Here is a 20,365-nt window from a genome sequence, read left to right on the forward strand (position 1 = left end):
GCCGCCGCCCGGCCCGGGACCGATCCGCATCCCGGGCCTGCCGGAGATCCGCATCCCCGGCCTGCCCGGCAACTGACCGCCGCCCGCCGGGCCGCCCGCACGCACGGCGCCGCCCGCACGCACGGCGCCGCCCGCACGCACGGCGCCGCCCGCACGAACAAAATCCGCTACCCTCCGCCCGGATCCGCTACTCCCACAGGGGTAGCGGATCCAGATTCCGGGTAGCGGATTTCGGTGGGGTGGCCCGGCCGGTGGGGGCCGGCCGGGCCGGTGCCCGACCGTCAGCGCGGGCGCCGGCGGTCGGTGCGACCGTCAGCGCTCGACGACGACCCGCTCGTTGGGCACGCAGTGCGTCATCGTCAGGCCCTCCACGTTGCGGGGGCCGTTCTTGCCGAGATTGGCCATGCGCTCGCGCTCCTCGTCGGTGAGCCGCTGCTTGGGCAGCGGCTCGAGGTGACGGACGTCGTCGGCCGAGATGCCCAGACCGTCGCCGACGCGCTGGCCGAGCTCGTCCTCGCACATGAACAGGTGCCAGACCATACGCTCCTGCACCTCGCGGGTGGCCTGCCCGATGTTGTCGATGAAGTTCTTCACGAGGTCGTCGCGCTCCCAGTCCTCCATGAGGCGGAAGCGCTGGCCCGCCTGCACGTAGTCGTTGGTGCGGGGGTACTCGCTGCGCGTGAGGCGACCCCGCAGCTCGGGACCCACCTCCTCCTCGCCTGTCGGCTCGGACTCGCGCAGGCCGTTCATCGTGGACGGCTCGTAGTTGACGTGGGGGTTCTGCCCCTGCAGATCCACTCCGTACGACATCGAGCCGCCGCGCTGGTTCGTGGCGACCGTGGCGTTCTTGGCGCTGTTGACGGGCAGCTGCAGGTAGTTGGCGCCGACGCGGTAGCGCTGGGTGTCGCTGTAGGAGAACGTGCGGCCGACCAGCATCTTGTCGTCGGAGAACTCCAGGCCGTCGACCAGGACGCCGGTACCGAACGCGATCTGCTCGTTCTCGTTGTGGTGATCGGTGACGTTGCGGTTGAGCGTCAGGGTGCCGACCAGCTTCGGCTCGAAGTCGTTCTCCGGCCACGTCTTGGTGTCGTCCAGCGGGTCGAAGTCCAGCTCGGGATGGTCGTCATCCGACATCATCTGCACGACCAGATCCCACTTGGGGTAGTCGCCGTTCTCGATGGCCTCGTACAGATCCTTTGAGGCGTGACCGGTGTCGTTCGCCTGGATGTTCGCCGCGTCCTCCTCGGTGAGGCTCTTGACGCCCTGGTGGGGCAGCCAGTGGTACTTCACCAGGTGGCTCTCGCCCTCGGCGTTGACCCAGCGGTAGGTGTTCACGCCGAAGCCCTGCATGTGCCGGTAGTCGGCCGGGATGCCGCGGGGGCTGAAGAGGTTGACCAGCATGTGCATCGACTCCGGCGACTGCGACATGAAGTCGTAGATCCGGGCGGGTCCTGGCGGAACGTGATGGGGTCGGGCTTGAGGGAGTGGATGACGTCCGGGAACTTGATGGCGTCGCGGATGAAGAAGACGCCGAGGTTGTTGCCGACGAGGTCCCAGTTGCCGTCCTCCGTGTAGAACTTCACCGCGAAGCCGCGGGGCTCCCGCGCCACATCGGAGGAGTCCCGGCCGCCGATCACCGTTGAGAAGCGGATGGCGACGTCGGTCTTCTTGCCCGCCTCCTGGAACAGCTTGGCCCTGGTGTACTTCGAGATGGGCTCGTCGCCCCACTTCCCGGTCGCCTCGAACTCGCCGTACGCGACGAAGCCGCGCGCGTGCACGACCCGCTCCGGGATCCGCTCGCGGTCGAAGTGGCTGATCTTCTCCAGGAACTGGTAGTTCTCCAGCGTCGCCGGGCCGCGGGCGCCGACGGTGCGGGTGTTCTGATTGTCGTGAACCGGGTGTCCCTGGCGGGTGGTCAGAATGGGGTCGTCGTGCCTGCGCTCCTCGGACATCGATTCGCCTCGGGTAGAAGGCTTCGCCCGTCCGGTGGGGCTGGTCGTGGCCCCGACCCTAGGACTCGGGCCTTCCCGATACCACCGTTCGCGCAGATACGAAATCCGCTCCCGGCCTCCGGATCCGCTACCCGTGGAGAGGGAGCGGATTCGGAGCCGGAGTAGCGGATTCGTCTAGCGGTCGGGGTGGGCCCGCCCGTCAGAGGTGCGTCAGAAGGCGGCCTCGTCCAGCTCCATGAGCTCGTTGCCTAGCCCCGAGACGATTCCCCGGGTGGCGGTGAGGAGGGGCAGTTCGTTCTTCGCGAACCACCGGGCGGCGGCGATCTTGCCGTTGTAGAAGGCCTTGTCGTCGTCAGACGCGCCGTCCACCTTGCCCAGGGCGACCTCGGCGCCGACGAGCAGACGCCAGCCCATCATGAGGTCACCGAACGCCATGAGCACGCGCACCGAGGCGAGCCCGATCGTGTACAGGCGCTTCGGCTCGTCCTGGGAGCCCATGAGGTGCTCGAAGCACGTGCCGATCATGGCCTCGACGTCGGCCAGCGCGGTGGCCAGCAGCTCGCGCTCGGCGGCCAGCTTCCCGCCGCAGGCGTCGTTCTCCAAGAAGTGCTTGATCTGCGCCGAGATGTGGCCGACGGCGGTGCCGCGGTCCCGGGCGATCTTGCGGAAGAAGAAGTCCTGCGCCTGGATGGCCGTCGTGCCCTCGTAGAGGGAGTCGATCTTGGCGTCGCGGATGTACTGCTCGATCGGGTAGTCCTGCAGGAAGCCCGACCCGCCGAACGTCTGCAGCGACTCGGTCAGCAGCTCGTAGGCACGCTCGGAGCCCACGCCCTTGACGATCGGGAGCAGCAGGTCGTTGACGCGGTGGGCCAGCTCGGCGTCCGCGCCCGACGCGCGTACGGCCGTCTCGGGATCCTGGTGAGCGGCGGTGTACATGTACACCGCGCGCAGGCCCTCGGCGAACGCCTTCTGGCGGATGAGTGCCCGACGCACGTCCGGGTGGTGGGTGATCGTCACGCGCGGCGCCGTCTTATCGGCCATCTCGGTCATGTCGCCGCCCTGGACGCGCTCCTTGGCGAACTCGAGGGCGTTGAGGTAACCGGTCGACAGGGTCGAGATGGCCTTGGTGCCGACCATCATGCGAGCGTGTTCGATGATGTCGAACATCTGACGGATGCCCTGGTTCAGCTCGTCGCCGCCGACCATCCAGCCCTTGGCGGGCACACCGTGGCCACCGAAGGTGAGCTCACAGGTGGTCGAGGCCTTGATGCCCATCTTGTGCTCGACGCCCGTGACGAACACGCCGTTGCGCTCACCCAGCTCGCCGGACTCGAAGTCGAAGTGGAACTTCGGCACGAAGAACAGGGACAGGCCCTTGGTGCCCGGCCCGGCGCCCTCGGGGCGCGCCAGAACCAGGTGGAAGATGTTCTCGAACATATCGTCCGAGTCGGCCGAGGTGATGAACCGCTTGACGCCCTCGATGTGCCAGGAGCCGTCGTCCTGCTTGACGGCCTTGGTCCGGCCGGCGCCGACGTCCGAACCGGCGTCGGGCTCGGTGAGGACCATGGTGGCGCCCCAGCCACGCTCGACGCAGGTGGCGGCCCACTTCTTCTGTTCCTCGGTACCGTTCTCATAGAGGACGGCGGCGAAGGCCGGGCCGGCCGAGTACATGAACGCGGGGGCGTTGGAGCCGAGCATCATCTCGCCGACGGCCCACACCATGGCGCGGGGGGCGGGCATGCCGCCGATCTCGTCGGGCAGGCCCATCGACCAGTAGCCGGCGTCGAACCACGCCTTGAACGACTTCTTGAAGTCCTCGGGGATGGAGACCGAGTGGGTCTCCGGGTCGAACACCGGCGGGTTGCGGTCGGCGGAGGCGAAGGACTCGGCAACCGGGCCCTCCGCCAGGGTGGAGACCTCGTCGAGGATGCCCTTGGCGGTCTCGGTGTCCATGTCGCCGAACTCGCCGGCGTCGAGTGCCTCGTTCATGCCAAGGACCTCGAACATGTTGAACTCGAGATCCCGGACGTTGCTCTTGTAGTGACCCATTACGGTCTTCTCCGATCGGAGTGCGTGTCATGGAATTGGTCGCGCCCCGAAGAGTCGGTGCTGCTCGCCCACGGGGCCACTGGAACCTACTCGTCGGTAACAACGCCGATGCTAATGCGTTGTCCGCGAACAGTCCAAGGTGAGGGAAGGCTCTGATTCCGCAGGCCGCGTCCCTCCGCGGGTTCCCGGGCGGGCTCGTCGCGGCGCCCACGGTGAGGGAGACGGTGGGGCAGAATCACCTCATGGCAGAGATCCAGCGGCGGGCGCCCTCCGCCGTCTCCGTGGTGGGGGCGGCGTTCCGTGTGGTCGAGTGGCAACTCGGGCTGGCCAGGGAGCTGATCCTCCTGCCCGCTCGGGTACTCGCGCTGCTCGACGACGTCGAGGTGGTGGTCGAGCGGATCCAGGACCTGCTCGACGAGGTGAACCGGACCGTGCGGGCGATCGACGGGATCGTCGCCTCCGCGACCAGCACTGTCGACGACGTCCGAACCACCGTTGCCAGGGCCGACCGGATGATCGACCAGGTGGCCGGCACGGTGACCGACGCGGAGGGTGTGGTGCGTCGGGTGGACGGCACCATCGATTCGGCCGAGGGTGTGGTGCGTCGGGTGGACGCCACGATCGACTCAGCGGAGGGCGTGGTGCATCGGGTGGACGCCACGATCGACTCGGCGGAGGGCGTGGTGCGTCGGGTGGACGCGACGATCGACTCGGCGGAGGGCGTGGTCTCCCGCGTCGGCGCGACCGTGGACACCGCGGACGAACTGGTCCTCGACGCGGGCACGCTCGTCGAGCGCGTCGTGCCGCTCATCGACTTCGCGGACTCCGCGCTGGCCCCCGTCAAACCTGTTGTCGAGGCGCTCCTCGTCGACGCCGAGCTCGACCCCGGGGTCGCGCGCCGCGTCGCGACGCGCCTCACCGAGGTGCTCGTGTGGGCGGACAAGACCGTCTCGCTGCTGGAGCCGATCGCCGACGAGGTCCTCGAGTCGGTCGACCCGGAGGAGATCAAGGCGGTCGTGAAGTTCATCGACCACCTGCCCGCGCTGGGCGAGAGCCTGGAGACCGACATCATGCCGGTGCTGGCCTCGATGGACACCGTCGCACCGGAAGTCCACCAGATCCTCGAGGTCGCGCAGCAGTGTCTCGAGGCGGTGGCCGGCATCCCGGGCTTCCAACTCCTGCGGCGCCGAGGCGGCGAGAACGGCAGAACCCCGACCTGAACGGCCCCCGCGGTCCTCGGCCCGCGAGTCCACCGAGCCCGGACTTCGTGGCCGCTGGACCGGCTGTGTCTACCGCACGGGACGTGTGCTGTCGGTGGGCGTGAGGACAACGTCTCCCAATACCTCGCAGGTGGCCAGGGCCAACTGGGTGTCCAGCCGTCTGTCCCCAGGTCGACGTCCGAGTTCGTGCTCGGCTTTGGTCAACCGGTATTTGACCGTGTTCCGGTGCAGGAGCAGCCGGGACGCGGTGTCCGAGTAGTTCTCCGCGGAATCGAGGAACACGCGCACCGTCTCGCGCTGGCGTGCGGCGTCCTCGGTGTCCGCGGCGAGGTCGCCGAGCACCTCGCGGACCCATCTCCGCGTGGTGGTGATGTCCTCGGCCAGGCGCGCGATGACGGGTATCCCGTCGTCCGAGTAGGAGACGACGTGCGCCTCGCCGGTGGTGGAGGTCTGGGCGACCGGCACGACCTGTCCTGCCTGCGTCCGGGTGGTACGGAACCCGTCCACCCCGCGACCGGGCGCGCCGAACGTGACACGGGCCCCGCGGGTCGCCGCCACCACCGACGCGACGCGCCGCGTATCGACGGCGTCGGTGCGGACCCCTCGGCCGAACCATGCTTCGGCGGTCGCGCGGCCGGTGGCGACCGTCAACGGCGCCCGGCTCACGTCGAGTGCGCGCCCGAGCTGATCCACGAGGTTGGCCAGTAGCCGGGCCTGATCGGCGACGGCGCCGTAGTCGTCGATCCACACCCGGCAGCCGACGTGGACCTGTCCCAGGCGGTACTTCGTCACCCCTTCAAACTCGGCAGCGTCGACGCTCTCTCCGTTGAGGACGCGATTCACCATCGAGTTGATGGAGCGCGCCGCCTGGCTGTGTGAGTAGCGCACCTCCTCCTCGTGGGCGGCGATGACGGTCCGGGTGATCTCGTCGACGTATTGATAGAGCCATCCGGCGAGGTGGTGGTAGAGGGGGAGCTTCTCGTGGTCGGCGCAGTCGACCTCCTGCACCTGATCGAAGACGTGCGCGAGAAGGCGGTCGGAACCGACGTGATAGGCGCGGCGCAACGCGGCGCTGGACACGTTCCGCCGGGCGAGCGCCACGGCGTAGTGCATCGCGTCGGGGAGCGGAGGCAGGTCGTGTGCGTCCTTGGTGTGGGAGAGCAGGTCGATGATCACCTCCACGTTGTTCGCGACGCTGGCGTGGAGCGCGGCCCGCATGTCCTCGTCGGTGAGCTCGCCGATGGCGTGCTCGATGGCGGCGGTCATACTGACGGCGATGGCGTCGGTCTCGAAGCTGAGCCGCAGACCGATCCGTCGGGTCAGTTCGCGGAGTCGCTCCGGATTCTGTGGCGTGGTGCTGAGCATGAGTGAGGGTGGGTCCGTGTCCCTACGGGACCGATCCGTGCCGTGTCCTTCCTGCGGGATCACCGTCCGGCCAGGTAGGCCAGAGCGGAGCGTGCCGCGTTCCATCCGGCCATCCCGTGGGCCCCGGCGCCGGGTGGGGTGGCGGCCGAGCAGATGTAGACGCCCGGCACCCCGGTCGAGTAGGGATCGAGAGCGACTCTGGGGCGGAAGACCAACTGTCGGGGGTTGTTGGCGCCTGTGACGATATCGCCACCCACGTAGTTGGGGTTGTGTTCTGCGATCTCTCGGGCCGAGCGTGTGTGGACGTGGTGGATGCGGTCGCGGAAGCCGGGCGCGAATCGTTCGATCTGGCTAATGATGGTCTGGGTGGCATCCCCCGTCCATCCCGCCGGTACGTGGGCGTAGGCGTCGACGGGGTGGACACCGTTGCTGGCCCTGCCCGGGTCGGCGACCGACTGCTGACCGACGAGGATGAACGGTCGCTCCGGCATCTCGCCGCGGACGACCTGCCGTTCGGCGGCCGCGATCTCCGCGAGCGTCCCGCCGACGTGGACGGTGCCCGAGCGGCGCGACGGCTCGTACGACCACGGGATCCCGCCCTCCACCGCGAACGCGACCTGGAACGCGGCCGGACCGTGTCGGAAGCGCTGATAGGCCCGCTCGACCCTGCGCGGCAGGGCCCCGGCGAGTATCCCGGCGGCCGCGGACGGGGAGGTGTCGAGCATGACGATGTCCGGGTGGCCCAGTTCGCGATGGTCGCGGACCGTGATGCCGGTCTCGATCCGCCCGCCGCGCGAGAGCAGCATCTTCGCCATGGTGGACGCGATCGACACCGATCCGCCGACGGCGACCGGCCAGCCGTACCGGTGGGCCGCCGTGCCGAGCGCGACTCCGATGGCGGAGGACATGAGCGACCCCAGGGGACGCAAGGCGTGAGCGGCGACGCCGGCGAACAGGGCCCGCGCCTCGTCGGTCCGCCATCGGCGGGCCAGCACTCCGGCGGGCAGGGCGGCGTACGTGCCGAACCGCGCCAGCGCCAGGGGATGCTCCGGGAAGTGGAGCAGGGGTTGGAGGAAATCCTCGGCGATCTGAGGGAACCTCGCGGTGAGGGGGCCGAAGATCCGCTCATAGGACGCGGCGTCCGACCCGAGGTCCGCGGCTGTCCGCTCGACCGACTGCCACACCGCGGCTCCTCGACCGCCGTCCATCGGATGCGAGTACTGCACCTCGGGCAGGGCCCACCGCAGGCCGTTCGACTCGAGGTCGAACTGGCGGCTGAATCCGGTGTCGAGCGCCAGGGGGTGGAAGCCCGAGCACTGGTCGTGCAGCAGGCCGGGAGTGGTCAACTCGCCGGAGCGGGTGCCGCCGCCGACGGCGTCGGATGCTTCCAGAACGGTCACATCGACTCCGTCGGCGGCGAGTGTCAACGCGGCGGCGAGTCCGTTGGGCCCGCTGCCCACGATGATCGCTGTCGGCATGAACTCAGCTCATCTCGACTGTGGACTCGTCGCGTCCCGCGGCGGCGGGGGCGATGGACAGCTCGCCCTCGGCTCCCGGTGACGACGGCACCTCCGCCGAGGCGCGCTCCGCGGCCGGCAGGTATTCCGGGTGACGCCAGGTCACCGTGTACGGGATGGGACCGTCGGGCAGCCACGGTTGTTGCTTCACCACGTCGCGGACGTCGTAGCGCCCCCGCTCGACGACGCCGAGGGCGGCGTCGATCACCCGGTACTCGATGGTCTTCTTGTGCAGTGGCTGGGACTCGGTCCACACGCTGAGGAACTCGCCCGGCGCGAAGTTACAGCGCTTCTGCACAGCGGCGATCGTCCGCTCGTCGAAGAGGTGACCGTCGCCGAACTGCCAGCCGGAGAAGAAGGTGCACATGACCTCGCCCTCCCGGAACCGGTAGTTCTCCATGCTGTCCACGTGATCGGGGAAGATGGACATGTGGCCCCGGCCCTGGGTGTTCATCATCCGGAACGCCGTGGTCTTCTGCAGGAACATCTCCGCCCCCGCCTCGCCGAACAGGCTCGACAGCTGGTGCTTGGGGGAGGTCATCGAGGTGACGAACTCCGGGTTGTCCAGCTTGGCCTCGCACCCGTTGTTCCGGAACGCCATGGTGGAGTTCGCCCAGTTGCCGGCGTACTGCCGCATGGAGATGAGGAACGAGATCTTGTCCGGGCGGAAGTTGCCGACGATCGGGCCGGTCAGCGTGAGCACGGCGGCGGCCACCACGATCCACGGGCTGCTCGCGTCCCACAGTGCGTAACCGTCACCGTTGAAGAAGGCCAGGAACACGATCGGCGTCGCGAAGACGTAGAAGAGGTTCCACTCCTGCGGCATGGCCAGCGCGAACATCGAGTAGATGAAGACGTGGAAGCACATCATGAACGCCGCCGCCAGGACCGCGACGGTCCAGTTGGTGGTGAGCAGGAGGATGAGCGGGACCACGAACTCGACGATCGTGCCCATGACATGCGCGGCGAACCACGCCACCCTGGTGGGCATGAGATCGTTCGGGGCGTCCTTGTAGAGGGACCTGCGCAGCGCCTTGGACTTGACCAGCGGGCCGTTGGTGAGCATCGTCTGAACGGTGGGCGTGAAGTGGACGCCGATCTTCGAGATGAACGCGCCCCACCACACGGCGAACATGGCGATCTTGGCGACGATGATCATGTCCACGTGGCCGCCGCCGTACATCGTGAGGACGCCGAATCCCAGGAGGATGACCGAGTACTGCTCGGGCCGGGAGGCGAGGAACGTCACCCGGTCACGTAGGCCCAGGACGAGCTGCAGCGCGACGTAGGCGATGAACGGCCAGGCCGGGACGAGGCCCGCCTCGCTGTAGGCGGCCGCCGTCTGCTGGCCCGGCAGCACCAGGCCGAGGAAGAGGCTGGCGAGCATCCCGAAGTACAGCGCCACGTCGATGGCCTTGCGCTCGTCCCCCTTGGTCAGCGGCACCTTGTCCGGCCAGGGCGGGAGCCGGAGGGTTCCGGTGCGCATCCAGTAGCGGTAACCGGCCGTGTTGGGCTTGAACTTGAACGCCAGCGGCCCCCAGGACTCATTGAATCCGGTGGCCGACCACAGGACGACCCACAGCATCGCCTTCTGGTAGACGATCAGTTCGCCCCACCAGGCGCCGAGATCCGTCAACGGAAGCCCGGGCGTGGACAGGCCGATGATCAGCCAACCGCCGATGAAGAAGAACAGGCCCTTGACGAGGTAGAGGGAGTGCATGATCTTCGGGGCGCCGAAGCCGTGGTCGACCCAGTGGTGGGCGAGCAGCTTCATCCGCTCCATGACCGGTATCGACTCGAACTTGTCCGGGTCGATATCGGGTACGTCGGCTTGGAGAAATGCCATTGGTACTCCCTGGTGGACGGGATGAGGATGAGGGATCGGGTGGGGACGTCGGAGGGACTGGGGACGTGGGCAGGACCGGGTCAGGCGGCCAGTGACGCCCGGAGGCCGGGTTTGTCGATCTTGCCGACGGGGTTCTTGGGCAGTTCGGGCGTGATCTCGACGTGCACGGGCACCTTCGCCCGTGTGAGGTGCTGGCGGCAGTGGGCGACCACCGCCTCGGCGGTGAGGTCGGCGTCGGGGTAGGGCACCACGAACGCCACTGGGACCTCTCCCATCACGTCGTCGGGCCGACCGACCACGGCGACCTCGAGTACGCCCGGCAGGCTGCCGATAGCGTTCTCGATCTCCTTGGGATAGAGATTCTCGCCGCCGCGGATGATCATGTCCTTGAGGCGGTCGACGATGGTCAGGTAGCCGTCCTCGTCGAGCCTGCCCACGTCGCCCGTTCGCACCCAGCCGTCGACGATGGTCTCGGCGGTGACCTCCGGACGGTTGAGGTAGCCGGCCATCACGGTGGGTCCGGTGATGAGGACCTCGCCGGGTTGCCCGGTGGGGACGTCCTGCAGGTTGTCGTCGACGATCCGGATGCGTTGCCCGGGGAGGGCCGGTCCGACGGTGCCGGGTTTGCGTGGGCCGTCGATGGGGTTGACCGCGGAGGCGCAGGTGGCCTCGGTCAGGCCGTATCCCTCGAGGATGGGGGCGTCGAGGAACTCCTCGGCCGCAGCGAGGAGCTCACGGGTGGCCGGGGCGGCGCCGCAGACGGCGAACCGGAGGGATGACATGTCCGGCTGCCGCCCCTCGGTCTTGCTGAGGAGAAGGGCGTAGATGGTGGGCACGGCGGAGAAGTAGGTGGGGCGCAGCTGTTCGACGGTGTCGATGAACCTGGTCGCGTCGAACCCACCGAGGATCGTGAGCTGCGCCCCGACCTGCAGGGGCGTCAGCAGGCTGACTATCAGCGCGTTGACGTGGAACAACGGCAACACGAGCAGGCAGTGATCGTCCGCCGTGATCCTCATGGACTCGACCATCATCGCGGACATCGCCGTGGCGTTGTCGTGCGTCAGCATCACGCCCTTGGGGCGTCCGGTGGAGCCGCTGGTGTAGATGACCAGCGCGAGATCGTCGCCCGAGAGGTCGACCGGTTCGAGCGGCACGTCGTCGGTCGAGGTCTTTAGGTCATCAACGCTAATTGTCGGTCGGCCGCCTGAGGGGGCCCCGTGACCGGCGTTCACCACGAGCACGGCGCGGGCGTCCTCGATCTGGTGACCGGCCTCGTCGTGGGTGAAGTTCGGGTTGATCGGCGTGGCCGCCGCGCCGAGATGCCAGGCGGCGAAGATCGAGATCACCAGTTCGCTCCGGTTGGGCAGCATCACGCCTACCACGTCGCCCCTGTTCACGCCGTGTTCGCGGAACTGGGCGGCAACGGCGGTCACCCTTTCGTCGAGCTCGCGGAACGACATCTCCGTGGCGTCGTCGCGTACGGCGGGGGCGTCTCCGAACCGATCCGCCAACCCTCTCGGGAGGTACCCGGGCTTCACATCGACTCCTCATCACGGCTGGTGTGATCTCGGACACTACACAGCCGGGCAGGGGTCGATCATCGGCTGATGTCACGAAGTTCACGACACCGTTTGTGCAGCGTGCACTATGTGGGCCGGTGTGCTGCCGGGTTCGGCGGTGTGCCCGGCGAGGGCGCGCGGAGACGACGACACCGCCGGATGGCGCCGAAATGACGAGCGGGGCACCTCTGGTGAGGAGGTGCCCCGCGAACGATGCCCTTTCGGGCGGTTGAGCCGATGACGGGAATCGAACCCGCGCTGTCTGCTTGGGAAGCAGAAGTTCTACCATTGAACTACATCGGCGGTGCCTGCTCGAGGCGGCTTTCAGACTAGCACGGGCCCTGCGTGGCGCAGGGCCCCGGGTCACTTCTTCCGGGCGGCCTTCCGCTTGGCGCCGGGCGTCATGGGACGCCTGGGCTGGGCGAGGGAGGCGCGGGGGACGAACCCGAACGCCACGCCGCCGATCACGGCCACCGCGATCGCGCCGATGATCCACGGGGTGATGGACCCGCCGCTGGTGATCCCCATCATCACGATGAGCACGGCCACGCCGACGCACACCCACGACCACTGGGTCCAGCGCCAGATGTACTTCGAGGGCTCTTCCCTGATCTCGTCCATGGGCCCATTTCACCACGTCAGCGGTGGTCGGCGCATATCGGCGGCAGCTCGAAGGGGGTCGCCGCGGTCGCGGCGGTCGCGCGTTGTGGTGGGTCTAACGCCGATTTCGAGCAGATCCGGGAAGGAGGCGGCCCCGACTCCGCGCCGCGTCCCTCGTTCTCCGTCGACGACCGTCCCGCGCCGTGCGGGGGGCGTGGGCAGGGTCACGACGACGAGTGCGCGGTCGCCCGCGGCATCGTCACGCTCTCGGGAATCGTGACGGCCTCGTCGGCGGCACGACGGCGCAGGTTGGTCGCGGCGGACGGCGGCGGACCGGACGGGAGCGGCGACGTCGGATCGCTCCGGTTGAGCGAGTTGCAGCCGCTGGAGATCAGCTACGTCACGGCGGACGGGGTGCACGTGGTGCCGCGGTCGGACCTCGCCGCCGCGAGCGTCGACCCGATCGCGGTCGACGAGCAGGCGTGGTTGCGCCGGTTGGCCGACGACCCGGGTCTGGCCGCGCGCCTCGCGCTGCGCGCCGGCCGGCAGATCGCCGGCACCCGACCGGTTCTCGCGGGCGTCGACAGCTACGGGGTCGACGTGAACATCGGGTCGGTGCACTCCGGCGTCCGCGACTTCCTCCGGGTGCCGTTCCCGCAGGTCTGCGCCGATTCGGAGGACGTCCACCGGGCGCTCGCCGAGCTGACACGGTGACCTGTCACACAAAAGTTTCCTGAAAACCCTTGCCTTTGAGGTAAGCCTTACCTAAGTTCGTCGCTGCGGGTAGTCACGTCCCCGCACCCGCTTCCCGCTCCGGCACCGTCCCTGAGGCGCCGGAGCGGGGGACGGGAACCGCGACGACGAGAGGCGAAGGCATGCGATCACTGGTGGGACCCGTACCGGAGCCGGCCGAGCGGGCGAGTTCAACGCTACGCCGGTGCCCGCGCGCCACCCTCACGTTCGGCTCCGCCACCCCTGCGGTCGCCCTCGTGCACCACAGCCCCGAGACCGCCGACCTCAGCCTGGTGATCCCGATAGCCGACGCGGCATCCATCGGGTTCGGCGGGGTCACCGCCCGACTCGAGGTACTCGACGAGATCATCGGGGGAGTGGCCCAGGGTCGCTGCCGCCGCATCGTCGTCGTCAAGGGACGCGTCGAACAGACGGGGACGCGCGCCCAACGGATCACCGCCGCCGACATCGCGCGCGACCTCCCCGACTCCGCCCTCCTGGGCGTCGGATCCGACTCCGCCCTCGTCCGGCTCCGTGCCGACAAGATCGTCCTCACCGACGACGAGGGCGTCACCGACATCGCACCCGACGACCTCGCCACCTCCGGCCCCGACCCGTTCACCGACCTCGAGGGCCACTGGCTCGACCACCTCAACGACCCTCGCTGCCAGGTCGTCCCGCGCATCGCGCTCCGCGTCTGCCGGTGCCTGCCCGCCGTGCGGCCCCTGCTCATCGGCATCGACCGCGCCGGCGTGGACATCGAGCTCGTCGACCGCGAGGGCCGGATCCGCCGCGAGCGACTGCCGTTCGCGGAGGCGTGCACGGGCGTCGCCGACCTCGGCACCCAGCTCCGTCTGCTCGCGGGGGGCGCCCGGTACCCTCAGGACCGTGCTGCTCTCCGACCGTGACCTCCGCGCCGAGCTCGCCGACGGGCGACTGGGCATCGACCCCCTCGACCCCGCGCTGATCCAGCCGTCGAGCATCGATGTCCGCATCGACCGGCTGTTCCGTGTCTTCAACAACTCGCGCTACACCCATATCGACCCGGCACTGCAGCAGGACGAGCTGACCGAACTGGTCGAGGTCGCCGAGGGCGATCCCTTCGTGCTGCACCCCGGCGAGTTCGTGCTCGGCGCGACCCTCGAGCGGCTCGCCCTGCCGGACGATCTCGCCGGCCGGCTCGAGGGCAAGTCCTCACTCGGTCGCCTCGGCCTGCTCACCCATTCCACCGCCGGGTTCATCGATCCCGGCTTCGATGGGCACATCACCCTCGAGCTGTCGAACGTCGCGAACCTGCCCATCACCCTGTGGCCCGGGATGAAGATCGGCCAGCTGTGCCTGTTCCGGCTCTCCAGTCCCGCCGAGACCCCGTACGGAAGCGCGAGCGTGGGCTCCAAGTACCAGGGCCAGCGCGGACCGACGGCGTCGAAGGCGTACCTCAACTTCCGCTGAGCCGGGCTCTGCCGCGAGTCGTGCGGCGCGCACCACCCGGGGCGTGCGGCGCGCACTGCTCCACCGTCGTTCACCAGCGCTTTCCCACCGCGACGCGTTGACGCGGTAGAACGGCGCCATGCGTATGACCGTGTTCGGGACCGGATACCTCGGCGCCACCCACGCCGCCTGCATGGCCGAGCTGGGCCACGAGGTGCTGGGGGTGGACGTCGACGAGGCCAAGATCGAGCGGCTGCGCCGCGGCGAGGTGCCGTTCTACGAGCCGGGCCTCCCGGAGATCCTGCTGCAGCACGTCGAGTCGGGTCGGTTGCGGTTCACCACCGACTACGCCGAGGCCGCCGAGTTCGCGGACCTGCACTTCATCGGGGTGGGCACGCCCCAGCGCAAGGGCGAGTTCGCCGCCGACACCACCTATGTCGAGGACGTGGTGACCCGGCTGGTGCCGCTGCTCACCTCTGACGCGGTGCTGGTGGGCAAGTCGACGGTGCCGGTGGGTACGGCGGCGCGGCTGCAGGGGGTCGCGGACTGGCACGCCCGTGACGGGGTGCGCGCGGAGGTGGTGTGGAACCCGGAATTCCTCCGCGAGGGTTTCGCGGTGGCCGACACTCTGACACCGGACCGGATCGTGATCGGGTTGCCCGGCGGGTCGGGCGAGCGGGGGTTCGCCCGTGAGCTGGTCGAGCAGGCCTACGCACCGATCCTCGAGTCGGATCCGTGTCCGGTGATCGTGACGGACCTGGCGACCTCGGAGCTGGTGAAGGTGAGCGCGAACGCGTTCCTGGCGACCAAGATCAGCTTCATCAACGCCGTGTCGGAAGTGTGTGAGGCCGCCGGCGCCGACGTGACTGTGCTGGCGGATGCGATCGGTATGGATCCGCGGATCGGGCGGCGGTTCCTCAACGCCGGGCTCGGGTTCGGTGGAGGCTGCCTGCCCAAGGACATCCGCGCGTTCATGGCGCGTGCCGGGGAGCTGGGCGCGGACGAGGCGATGACGTTCCTGCGTGAGGTCGACTCGATCAACATGCGGCGCCGGGAGCGGATGGTGGACCTGACCGTCGAGGCGTGCGGCGGCACGGTCATCGGCAAGACCGTCGCGGTGCTGGGGGCGGCGTTCAAGCCGAACTCCGACGACGTGCGTGATTCGCCGGCGTTGAATGTGGCGGGGATGCTGTCTCTGAAGGGCGCGAGCGCGGTGGTGTACGACCCGCAGGCGCTGGACAACGCCCGGGCCCTGTTCCCGACCCTGACTTACGCCGAGTCCGCCCTGGCGGCGTGCGAGGGCGCGGACGTGGTGTTGGTGGCCACCGAGTGGGCCGAGTTCGTGGAGCTGGACCCGGTCGCGGTCGCCGAGGTGGCGCGGGGCCGGATCCTGCTGGACGGGCGCAACTGCATGCCCGCCGAGCGTTGGCGCGAGGCCGGCTGGACCTACCGCGCACTGGGCCGCGGCGTCCCCACGGTCGTCGGTCCCGGATTCGGCGGGTCTGCGGGAGCCGCCGGGGCTGCGGGAGCCGGATATGCCGCTGGTGCGGGCCACGCTGCGGGCGCGGGTCCGGCCGGGGGCGCAGTCTCGCGCCCGGGAGGCACCGACGCCCTGCCGCCCGTCGGGCTCGCGGTCGACCCGGCCGCCGCACACCGCGCACCGACCGTCTGACCGACTGGCGGTGGTCCGGCGGTGAGGTCGCCCTGCGGGTTACTGGCGGTAGGACGCCAGGAAGTTGCCGATCCGCTCGATGGCCACACCCAGATCCCGCGCCGCGGGCAGGGTGACCACCCGGAAGTGGTCCGGGTTCGGCCAGTTGAAGCCGGTGCCCTGCGTGACGAGGATCCGCTCACGCTCGAGCAGGTCGAGGGCGAAGAGGCGGTCGTCGTGGATCTCGTGCACCTCGGGGTCCAGCCGCGGGAAGACGTAGAGCGCGCCCATCGGCCGGACGCAGCTCACGCCGGGGATCGAGTTGAGCTTCTCCCACGCGATGCCGCGCTGCTCGTGGAGTCGCCCGCCGGGCTCGATGAGCTCGTTGATCGACTGGTAGCCGCCGAGCGCCACCTGGATGGCGTGCTGTGCGGGCACGTTCGGGCACAGTCGCGTCGAGGCCAGGAGTTCGAGCCCCTCGAGGAACCCCGCGGCGTGCGCCTTCGGCCCGGTGATCGCGACCCAGCCGGCCCGGTACCCCGCCACGCGGTACGTCTTGGACAACCCGTTGAACGTGAGCACCAGCAGGTCGTGCGCCAGCGTCGCGATCGAGGTGTGCTGGGCCTCGTCGTAGACGATCCGGTCGTAGATCTCGTCGGCCAGGATGAGCAGGCTGTGCTCCCGCGCGAGGTCGACGATCCCCTGCAGGACCTCTCGCGAGTAGACCGCGCCGGTCGGGTTGTTGGGGTTGATCACCACGATGGCCTTGGTGCGGGGGGTGATCTTGGAGGCGATGTCCTCCAGCGACGGGTTCCAGTCGTTGTCCTCGTCCGCGAGGTAGTGGACCGGCTTGCCGCCCGCGAGCGAGGTCATCGCGGTCCACAGCGGGTAGTCCGGGGCCGGGATGAGGACCTCGTCTCCGTCGTCGAGAAGCGCCTGCATGGTCATCGTGATGAGCTCGGAGACCCCGTTGCCGAGGTAGATGTCCTCGACGTCCAGGTGGGGGAAGTCGGGGACGAGCTCGTAGCGCGTGAAGATCGCGCGGCGGGCCGAGAGGATGCCCTTGGACTCCGAGTAACCCTGCGCGTGCGGGAGTGCGGCGATCATGTCCCGCATGATCACGTCCGGCGCCTCGAACCCGAACGGCGCGGGGTTGCCGATGTTCAGCTTGAGGATGCGGTGCCCCTCCGCCTCGAGCTGGTTGGCCCGGGCGAGCACCGGCCCGCGGATCTCGTAGAGGACGTCCTTGAGCTTGGAAGACTGGTCGAGCGTGCGCGACTGGCGGAGCGTGCGTCCCGTGGTCTCAGGAGTCATACCTGCTGATTGTGCCACCCGCCTCCTCGTGCCCGGCGCCACATGCCCTGTCGGAGGAGGAGTCGTCGGTCGTAGGCGGATCGCTGCGGTCAGATCCCGTACCGGAGGTCGATGATCGCCGGGATCTCGGAGTCCGGAAGAAGGTCGTCGGGATGTTCCACAGAGAGGAAGTCAACGCACTCGCGCTCGCGCGGACACAGTGAGTAAGGCTGCGAGTCGATCGACAGCCCGGTGAGTTGACGTAGCCGACGGACCTCGCCTCGTACCGTGGTGGTGGCGGTCGGATCCTCGTAGAGGGCTTCAGACAGCGCCCGCGCAGACCACGCCTCGCGGGAGGCCAACAGGGCCAAGAGTTCGGCCCGCCGGGGCGTGAGCGGAATCGAGGTCCCGTCCGCCCGGATCACGGCCGGTTTCCACCCGAGCAGCCGGATCGCGGTGACAGGGTTGGAACGGGCGACCGGGTCGTGGCCGGGTTCGTGGGCGGCGTCGTCGTGCCCCGGGCCGGCGGCCGTGCCGGGGGACGACGGTAGCGCGGCGAGCAGAGACTCGGCGAGTCGCGCGCCGCAGCGCACCAGCGCGGCGGTCTCCATCGACGAGAACCGCAGTGGGTGGGACACGTCGAGGACCCCGATGACCCGCCCCCGCCGATCCCTGATCGGACTCGCGGTGCACGTCCAGCCGTGGTGGGCGCGGACGAAGTGCTCGCCCGCGGTGGCGTGGGTGAGGGCCCCGGATTCGAGAGCCAGCGAGATGCCGTTGGCGCCGATGCCCCTCTCGGACCAGTCCGCGCCCTCCGCGAACGCGATCGAGTCCGCGCGGCGCAACGTCTGTGCGCTGCCCGCGCGCCACAGCACGCGCCCCCGGGTGTCGGAGACGACGACGAGGTGGCGCCCGGCCGCCGAGGCGTCCGCCACCGATGCGACGACCTCCGCCGCGACCGGGTGCAGCGGCGTCATCTCGCGTGCGGTCGCGAGCTCGTCCTGCGACAGAAAGCTGCGGGGGGCCTGCTGGTCGGGGGAGATGCCCGCGTCCCCGCTGCGTTGCCAGGCGCGCAGCACGCGCGCGTCCAGGCCGGGCGGCTTTCCGCCGGACAGCGCGATCTCGTGGGCCTCGATCGACCGGGCCGCGAAGGTCTTCGGGTCGGAGAACCGCAACGTCGGGTGCAACGACATTGCCACCCCCTCGGGAACACAGTGTGATCTACGTCATGAAAAACGCTACAGCACACCGAAGGAGTGGTCATGACACAGACAGCGCAAGCACCCGCCCGAGCCGGCAGCGCCGATCGGGCCGTCGAGACGTGGCTGGCAAAGTTCGGCGAGGCGCTGCGTGCAGGCGACATCGAGCGTGCGGCCGACATGTTCGAGGCCGAGGGCTTCTGGCGTGACTTCGTGTCCTTCACCTGGAACCTGCGGACCCTCGAGGGGCGCGATGAGATCCGGGACATGCTCGAAACCCAACTGGCCGCCGTCGCGCCGGACGGATGGGCGCTGGCCGAGCCGGCGACCGAGGCCGACGGGGTGACCGAGGCGTGGATCACTTTCGAGACCGCGGCGGGCCGCGGCTGGGGTCATCTCCGGCTGCGCGACGGCCGCGCGTGGACCCTTCTCACCACGCTGCAGGAACTCAAGGGGCACGAAGAGAAGAAGGGCCGCGACCGTGACAAGGGCGTCGAGCACGTCATCCGCCGTGGACGCCGGACCTGGCTCGAGCAACAGACCGAGCGGAGGGAATCGCTCGGTTACACCGAGCAGCCCTACGCGGTGATCATCGGCGGCGGACAGGGCGGTATCGGCCTCGCGGCCCGGCTCAAGCGGCTCGGTGTGCCGACGATCGTGGTCGAGAAGAACGAGCGCGCCGGCGACTCGTGGCGCAAGCGCTACAAGTCGCTGCACCTGCACGACCCGGTCTGGTACGACCACCTGCCCTACATCCCGTTCCCGGACGACTGGCCGGTGTTCCCCGCCAAGGACAAGGTGGGCGACTGGCTGGAGCACTACACGGCGATCATGGACCTCGACTACTGGTCCGGTACGCAGTGCCTGGGCGCCGAGTTCGACGAGCAGGACGGGACCTGGCGCGTCCGGGTCGACCGGCGGGGCGAGGAGATCGAGCTCAGGCCGACCCAGCTGATCTTTGCGCTCGGGGTGTCCGGCTACCCCAACATCCCGCACTTCGCCGGCGCCGAGGAGTTCACCGGCGACCAGTGGCACTCGTCCGAGTTCACCGGCGAGGACGACGTCGAGGGCAAGCGGGCCGTGGTGATCGGCTCGAACAATTCCGCCCACGACATCTGCGCTGCCCTCTGGGATCACGGTGCGGACGTGACGATGGTCCAGCGCTCGTCCACCCACATCTCACGGAGCGAGTCCCTGATGTCGCTCGCGCTCGGGCCGCTCTACTCGGAGGAGGCGCTCGAGGCCGGCGTGACCACCGAGAAGGCGGACATGTTGTTCGCCTCCTGGCCATACCGGCTGCTGCCGGACGCGCAGATCCCCGTCTACGACCAGATGGCGGAGAAGGACGCGGAGTTCTACGGCAAGCTCCGGGACATAGGGTTCGATCTCGACTTCGGCGAGGACGGGTCGGGCCTGTTCCTGAAGTACCTCCGGCGCGGCTCCGGGTACTACATTGACGTGGGTGCCAGCCAGCTCCTGATCGACGGGGAGGTGGCTCTCGAACGCGGGCAGGTGACGCGGATCCTTCCTGACGGCGTCGAGCTCGACGGCGAGCGCGTGCTGCCCGCCGACCTGATCGTCTACGCCACCGGGTACGGCTCGATGAACCAGTGGCTGGTGGACCTGGTGTCCCAGGAGGTCGCGGATCAGGTCGGAAAGGTGTGGGGCTACGGCTCCGACACCACGCGCGATCCGGGTCCGTGGGAGGGGGAGCTGCGCAACATGTGGAAGCCGACCAACGTGAAGCAGTTGTGGATCCATGGCGGGAATCTGCACCAGTCGCGCCACTACTCCAAGTACCTCGCGCTGCAGCTCAAGGCGCGGATGGAGGGCATCCCGACGCCGGTGTACCGGGTCCAGGAGACGCACCTCACCTGCTGACCGGCAATTGGTCTCTTCCGCGCGAGGCGAAATAGACCGCGGCCCGTGATCAGCTCTGTGATCACGGGCC

General features: G+C 69.1%; 14 protein-coding genes, 1 tRNA gene and 2 pseudogenes. 6 read left to right on the forward strand and 11 right to left on the reverse strand.

What is annotated here, in order from left to right:
* Positions 1–312: 312 nt before the first annotated feature.
* The 3 genes and pseudogenes from KHA85_RS18615 to KHA85_RS09575 form a co-directional block, all read right to left on the reverse strand.
* Positions 313–810 (reverse strand): catalase-related domain-containing protein, encoded by a 498-nt coding sequence (locus tag KHA85_RS18615; RefSeq protein ID WP_368858497.1) that lies wholly within the window; start codon positions 808–810, stop codon positions 313–315.
* Positions 805–1,952, reverse strand: a pseudogene (locus KHA85_RS18620) (catalase); the annotation flags it as partial. The gene KHA85_RS18615 and the pseudogene KHA85_RS18620, both read right to left, overlap by 6 nt.
* A gap of 210 nt (positions 1,953–2,162) precedes the next feature.
* On the reverse strand, positions 2,163–4,001 hold the full coding sequence (locus tag KHA85_RS09575) for an acyl-CoA dehydrogenase (protein ID WP_213185616.1): 1,839 nt from the start codon (positions 3,999–4,001) through the stop codon (positions 2,163–2,165).
* A 242-nt stretch (positions 4,002–4,243) separates the two neighbouring features.
* Here KHA85_RS09575 and KHA85_RS09580 point away from each other — a divergent pair, with 242 nt between their 5' ends.
* On the forward strand, positions 4,244–5,221 hold the full coding sequence (locus KHA85_RS09580) for a methyl-accepting chemotaxis protein (RefSeq protein WP_213185617.1): 978 nt from the start codon (positions 4,244–4,246) through the stop codon (positions 5,219–5,221).
* 69 nt (positions 5,222–5,290) lie between these two features.
* On the opposite strand, the gene KHA85_RS09585 is transcribed toward KHA85_RS09580, so the two are convergent.
* From KHA85_RS09585 to KHA85_RS09610, 6 genes are all read right to left on the reverse strand, one after another.
* On the reverse strand, positions 5,291–6,586 hold the full coding sequence (locus tag KHA85_RS09585; RefSeq protein WP_213185618.1) for a PucR family transcriptional regulator: 1,296 nt from the start codon (positions 6,584–6,586) through the stop codon (positions 5,291–5,293).
* A gap of 59 nt (positions 6,587–6,645) precedes the next feature.
* Positions 6,646–8,064, reverse strand: coding sequence for a phytoene desaturase family protein (locus KHA85_RS09590; RefSeq protein WP_213185619.1), 1,419 nt, complete (start codon positions 8,062–8,064; stop codon positions 6,646–6,648).
* Positions 8,065–8,068: 4 nt separating this feature from the next.
* On the reverse strand, positions 8,069–9,949 hold the full coding sequence (locus tag KHA85_RS09595) for a DUF3556 domain-containing protein (RefSeq protein WP_213185620.1): 1,881 nt from the start codon (positions 9,947–9,949) through the stop codon (positions 8,069–8,071).
* Between the two features lie 80 nt (positions 9,950–10,029).
* Complete coding sequence (locus KHA85_RS09600) at positions 10,030–11,487, reverse strand: class I adenylate-forming enzyme family protein (protein ID WP_213185621.1); 1,458 nt, start codon at positions 11,485–11,487, stop codon at positions 10,030–10,032.
* Between the two features lie 253 nt (positions 11,488–11,740).
* Positions 11,741–11,811 (reverse strand) — tRNA-Gly (locus KHA85_RS09605).
* A gap of 60 nt (positions 11,812–11,871) precedes the next feature.
* Positions 11,872–12,129: a hypothetical protein gene (locus KHA85_RS09610; RefSeq protein WP_213185622.1), complete on the reverse strand. Its 258-nt coding sequence runs from the start codon at positions 12,127–12,129 to the stop codon at positions 11,872–11,874.
* Between the two features lie 255 nt (positions 12,130–12,384).
* Between KHA85_RS09610 and KHA85_RS09615 the strand changes: the two genes are divergently transcribed.
* The 4 genes and pseudogenes from KHA85_RS09615 to KHA85_RS09630 form a co-directional block, all read left to right on the forward strand.
* A complete protein-coding gene (locus tag KHA85_RS09615; RefSeq protein WP_213185623.1) occupies positions 12,385–12,822 on the forward strand; it encodes a DUF2470 domain-containing protein in 438 nt (145 codons plus the stop codon).
* Between the two features lie 161 nt (positions 12,823–12,983).
* A complete protein-coding gene (locus KHA85_RS09620) occupies positions 12,984–13,748 on the forward strand; it encodes a hypothetical protein (protein WP_213185624.1) in 765 nt (254 codons plus the stop codon).
* Positions 13,729–14,292, forward strand: coding sequence for a dCTP deaminase (gene dcd / locus KHA85_RS09625; protein WP_213185625.1), 564 nt, complete (start codon positions 13,729–13,731; stop codon positions 14,290–14,292). Before KHA85_RS09620 ends, dcd begins: the two co-directional genes overlap by 20 nt.
* Before the next feature lie 118 nt (positions 14,293–14,410).
* A pseudogene (locus tag KHA85_RS09630) lies at positions 14,411–15,742 on the forward strand (UDP-glucose dehydrogenase family protein); the annotation flags it as partial.
* A 240-nt stretch (positions 15,743–15,982) separates the two neighbouring features.
* Here KHA85_RS09630 and KHA85_RS09635 read toward each other — a convergent pair.
* Positions 15,983–17,236 carry a pyridoxal phosphate-dependent aminotransferase gene (locus tag KHA85_RS09635; protein ID WP_213185626.1) on the reverse strand — a complete coding sequence of 418 codons (1,254 nt, stop codon included), beginning with the start codon at positions 17,234–17,236 and terminating at the stop codon, positions 15,983–15,985.
* An 89-nt stretch (positions 17,237–17,325) separates the two neighbouring features.
* Positions 17,326–18,408 carry a helix-turn-helix domain-containing protein gene (locus tag KHA85_RS09640; protein ID WP_213185627.1) on the reverse strand — a complete coding sequence of 361 codons (1,083 nt, stop codon included), beginning with the start codon at positions 18,406–18,408 and terminating at the stop codon, positions 17,326–17,328.
* Positions 18,409–18,477: 69 nt separating this feature from the next.
* Between KHA85_RS09640 and KHA85_RS09645 the strand changes: the two genes are divergently transcribed.
* A complete protein-coding gene (locus tag KHA85_RS09645) occupies positions 18,478–20,295 on the forward strand; it encodes an NAD(P)/FAD-dependent oxidoreductase (protein WP_213185628.1) in 1,818 nt (605 codons plus the stop codon).
* Positions 20,296–20,365: the final 70 nt, after the last annotated feature.

It is taken from the genome of Dietzia massiliensis (assembly GCF_018390595.1).
GTDB classification, from domain to species: Bacteria; Actinomycetota; Actinomycetes; order Mycobacteriales; family Mycobacteriaceae; genus Dietzia; species Dietzia massiliensis.

Coding starts and splice junctions, on each gene's coding strand:
- KHA85_RS18615 (WP_368858497.1), bottom strand. CDS start 810: ATGTCGTACGGAGTGGATCTGCAGGGGCAGAACCCCCACGTCAACTAC.
- KHA85_RS09575 (WP_213185616.1), bottom strand. CDS start 4,001: ATGGGTCACTACAAGAGCAACGTCCGGGATCTCGAGTTCAACATGTTC.
- KHA85_RS09580 (WP_213185617.1), top strand. CDS start 4,244: ATGGCAGAGATCCAGCGGCGGGCGCCCTCCGCCGTCTCCGTGGTGGGG.
- KHA85_RS09585 (WP_213185618.1), bottom strand. CDS start 6,586: ATGCTCAGCACCACGCCACAGAATCCGGAGCGACTCCGCGAACTGACC.
- KHA85_RS09590 (WP_213185619.1), bottom strand. CDS start 8,064: ATGCCGACAGCGATCATCGTGGGCAGCGGGCCCAACGGACTCGCCGCC.
- KHA85_RS09595 (WP_213185620.1), bottom strand. CDS start 9,949: ATGGCATTTCTCCAAGCCGACGTACCCGATATCGACCCGGACAAGTTC.
- KHA85_RS09610 (WP_213185622.1), bottom strand. CDS start 12,129: ATGGACGAGATCAGGGAAGAGCCCTCGAAGTACATCTGGCGCTGGACC.
- KHA85_RS09620 (WP_213185624.1), top strand. CDS start 12,984: ATGCGATCACTGGTGGGACCCGTACCGGAGCCGGCCGAGCGGGCGAGT.
- KHA85_RS09635 (WP_213185626.1), bottom strand. CDS start 17,236: ATGACTCCTGAGACCACGGGACGCACGCTCCGCCAGTCGCGCACGCTC.
- KHA85_RS09640 (WP_213185627.1), bottom strand. CDS start 18,408: ATGTCGTTGCACCCGACGTTGCGGTTCTCCGACCCGAAGACCTTCGCG.
- KHA85_RS09645 (WP_213185628.1), top strand. CDS start 18,478: ATGACACAGACAGCGCAAGCACCCGCCCGAGCCGGCAGCGCCGATCGG.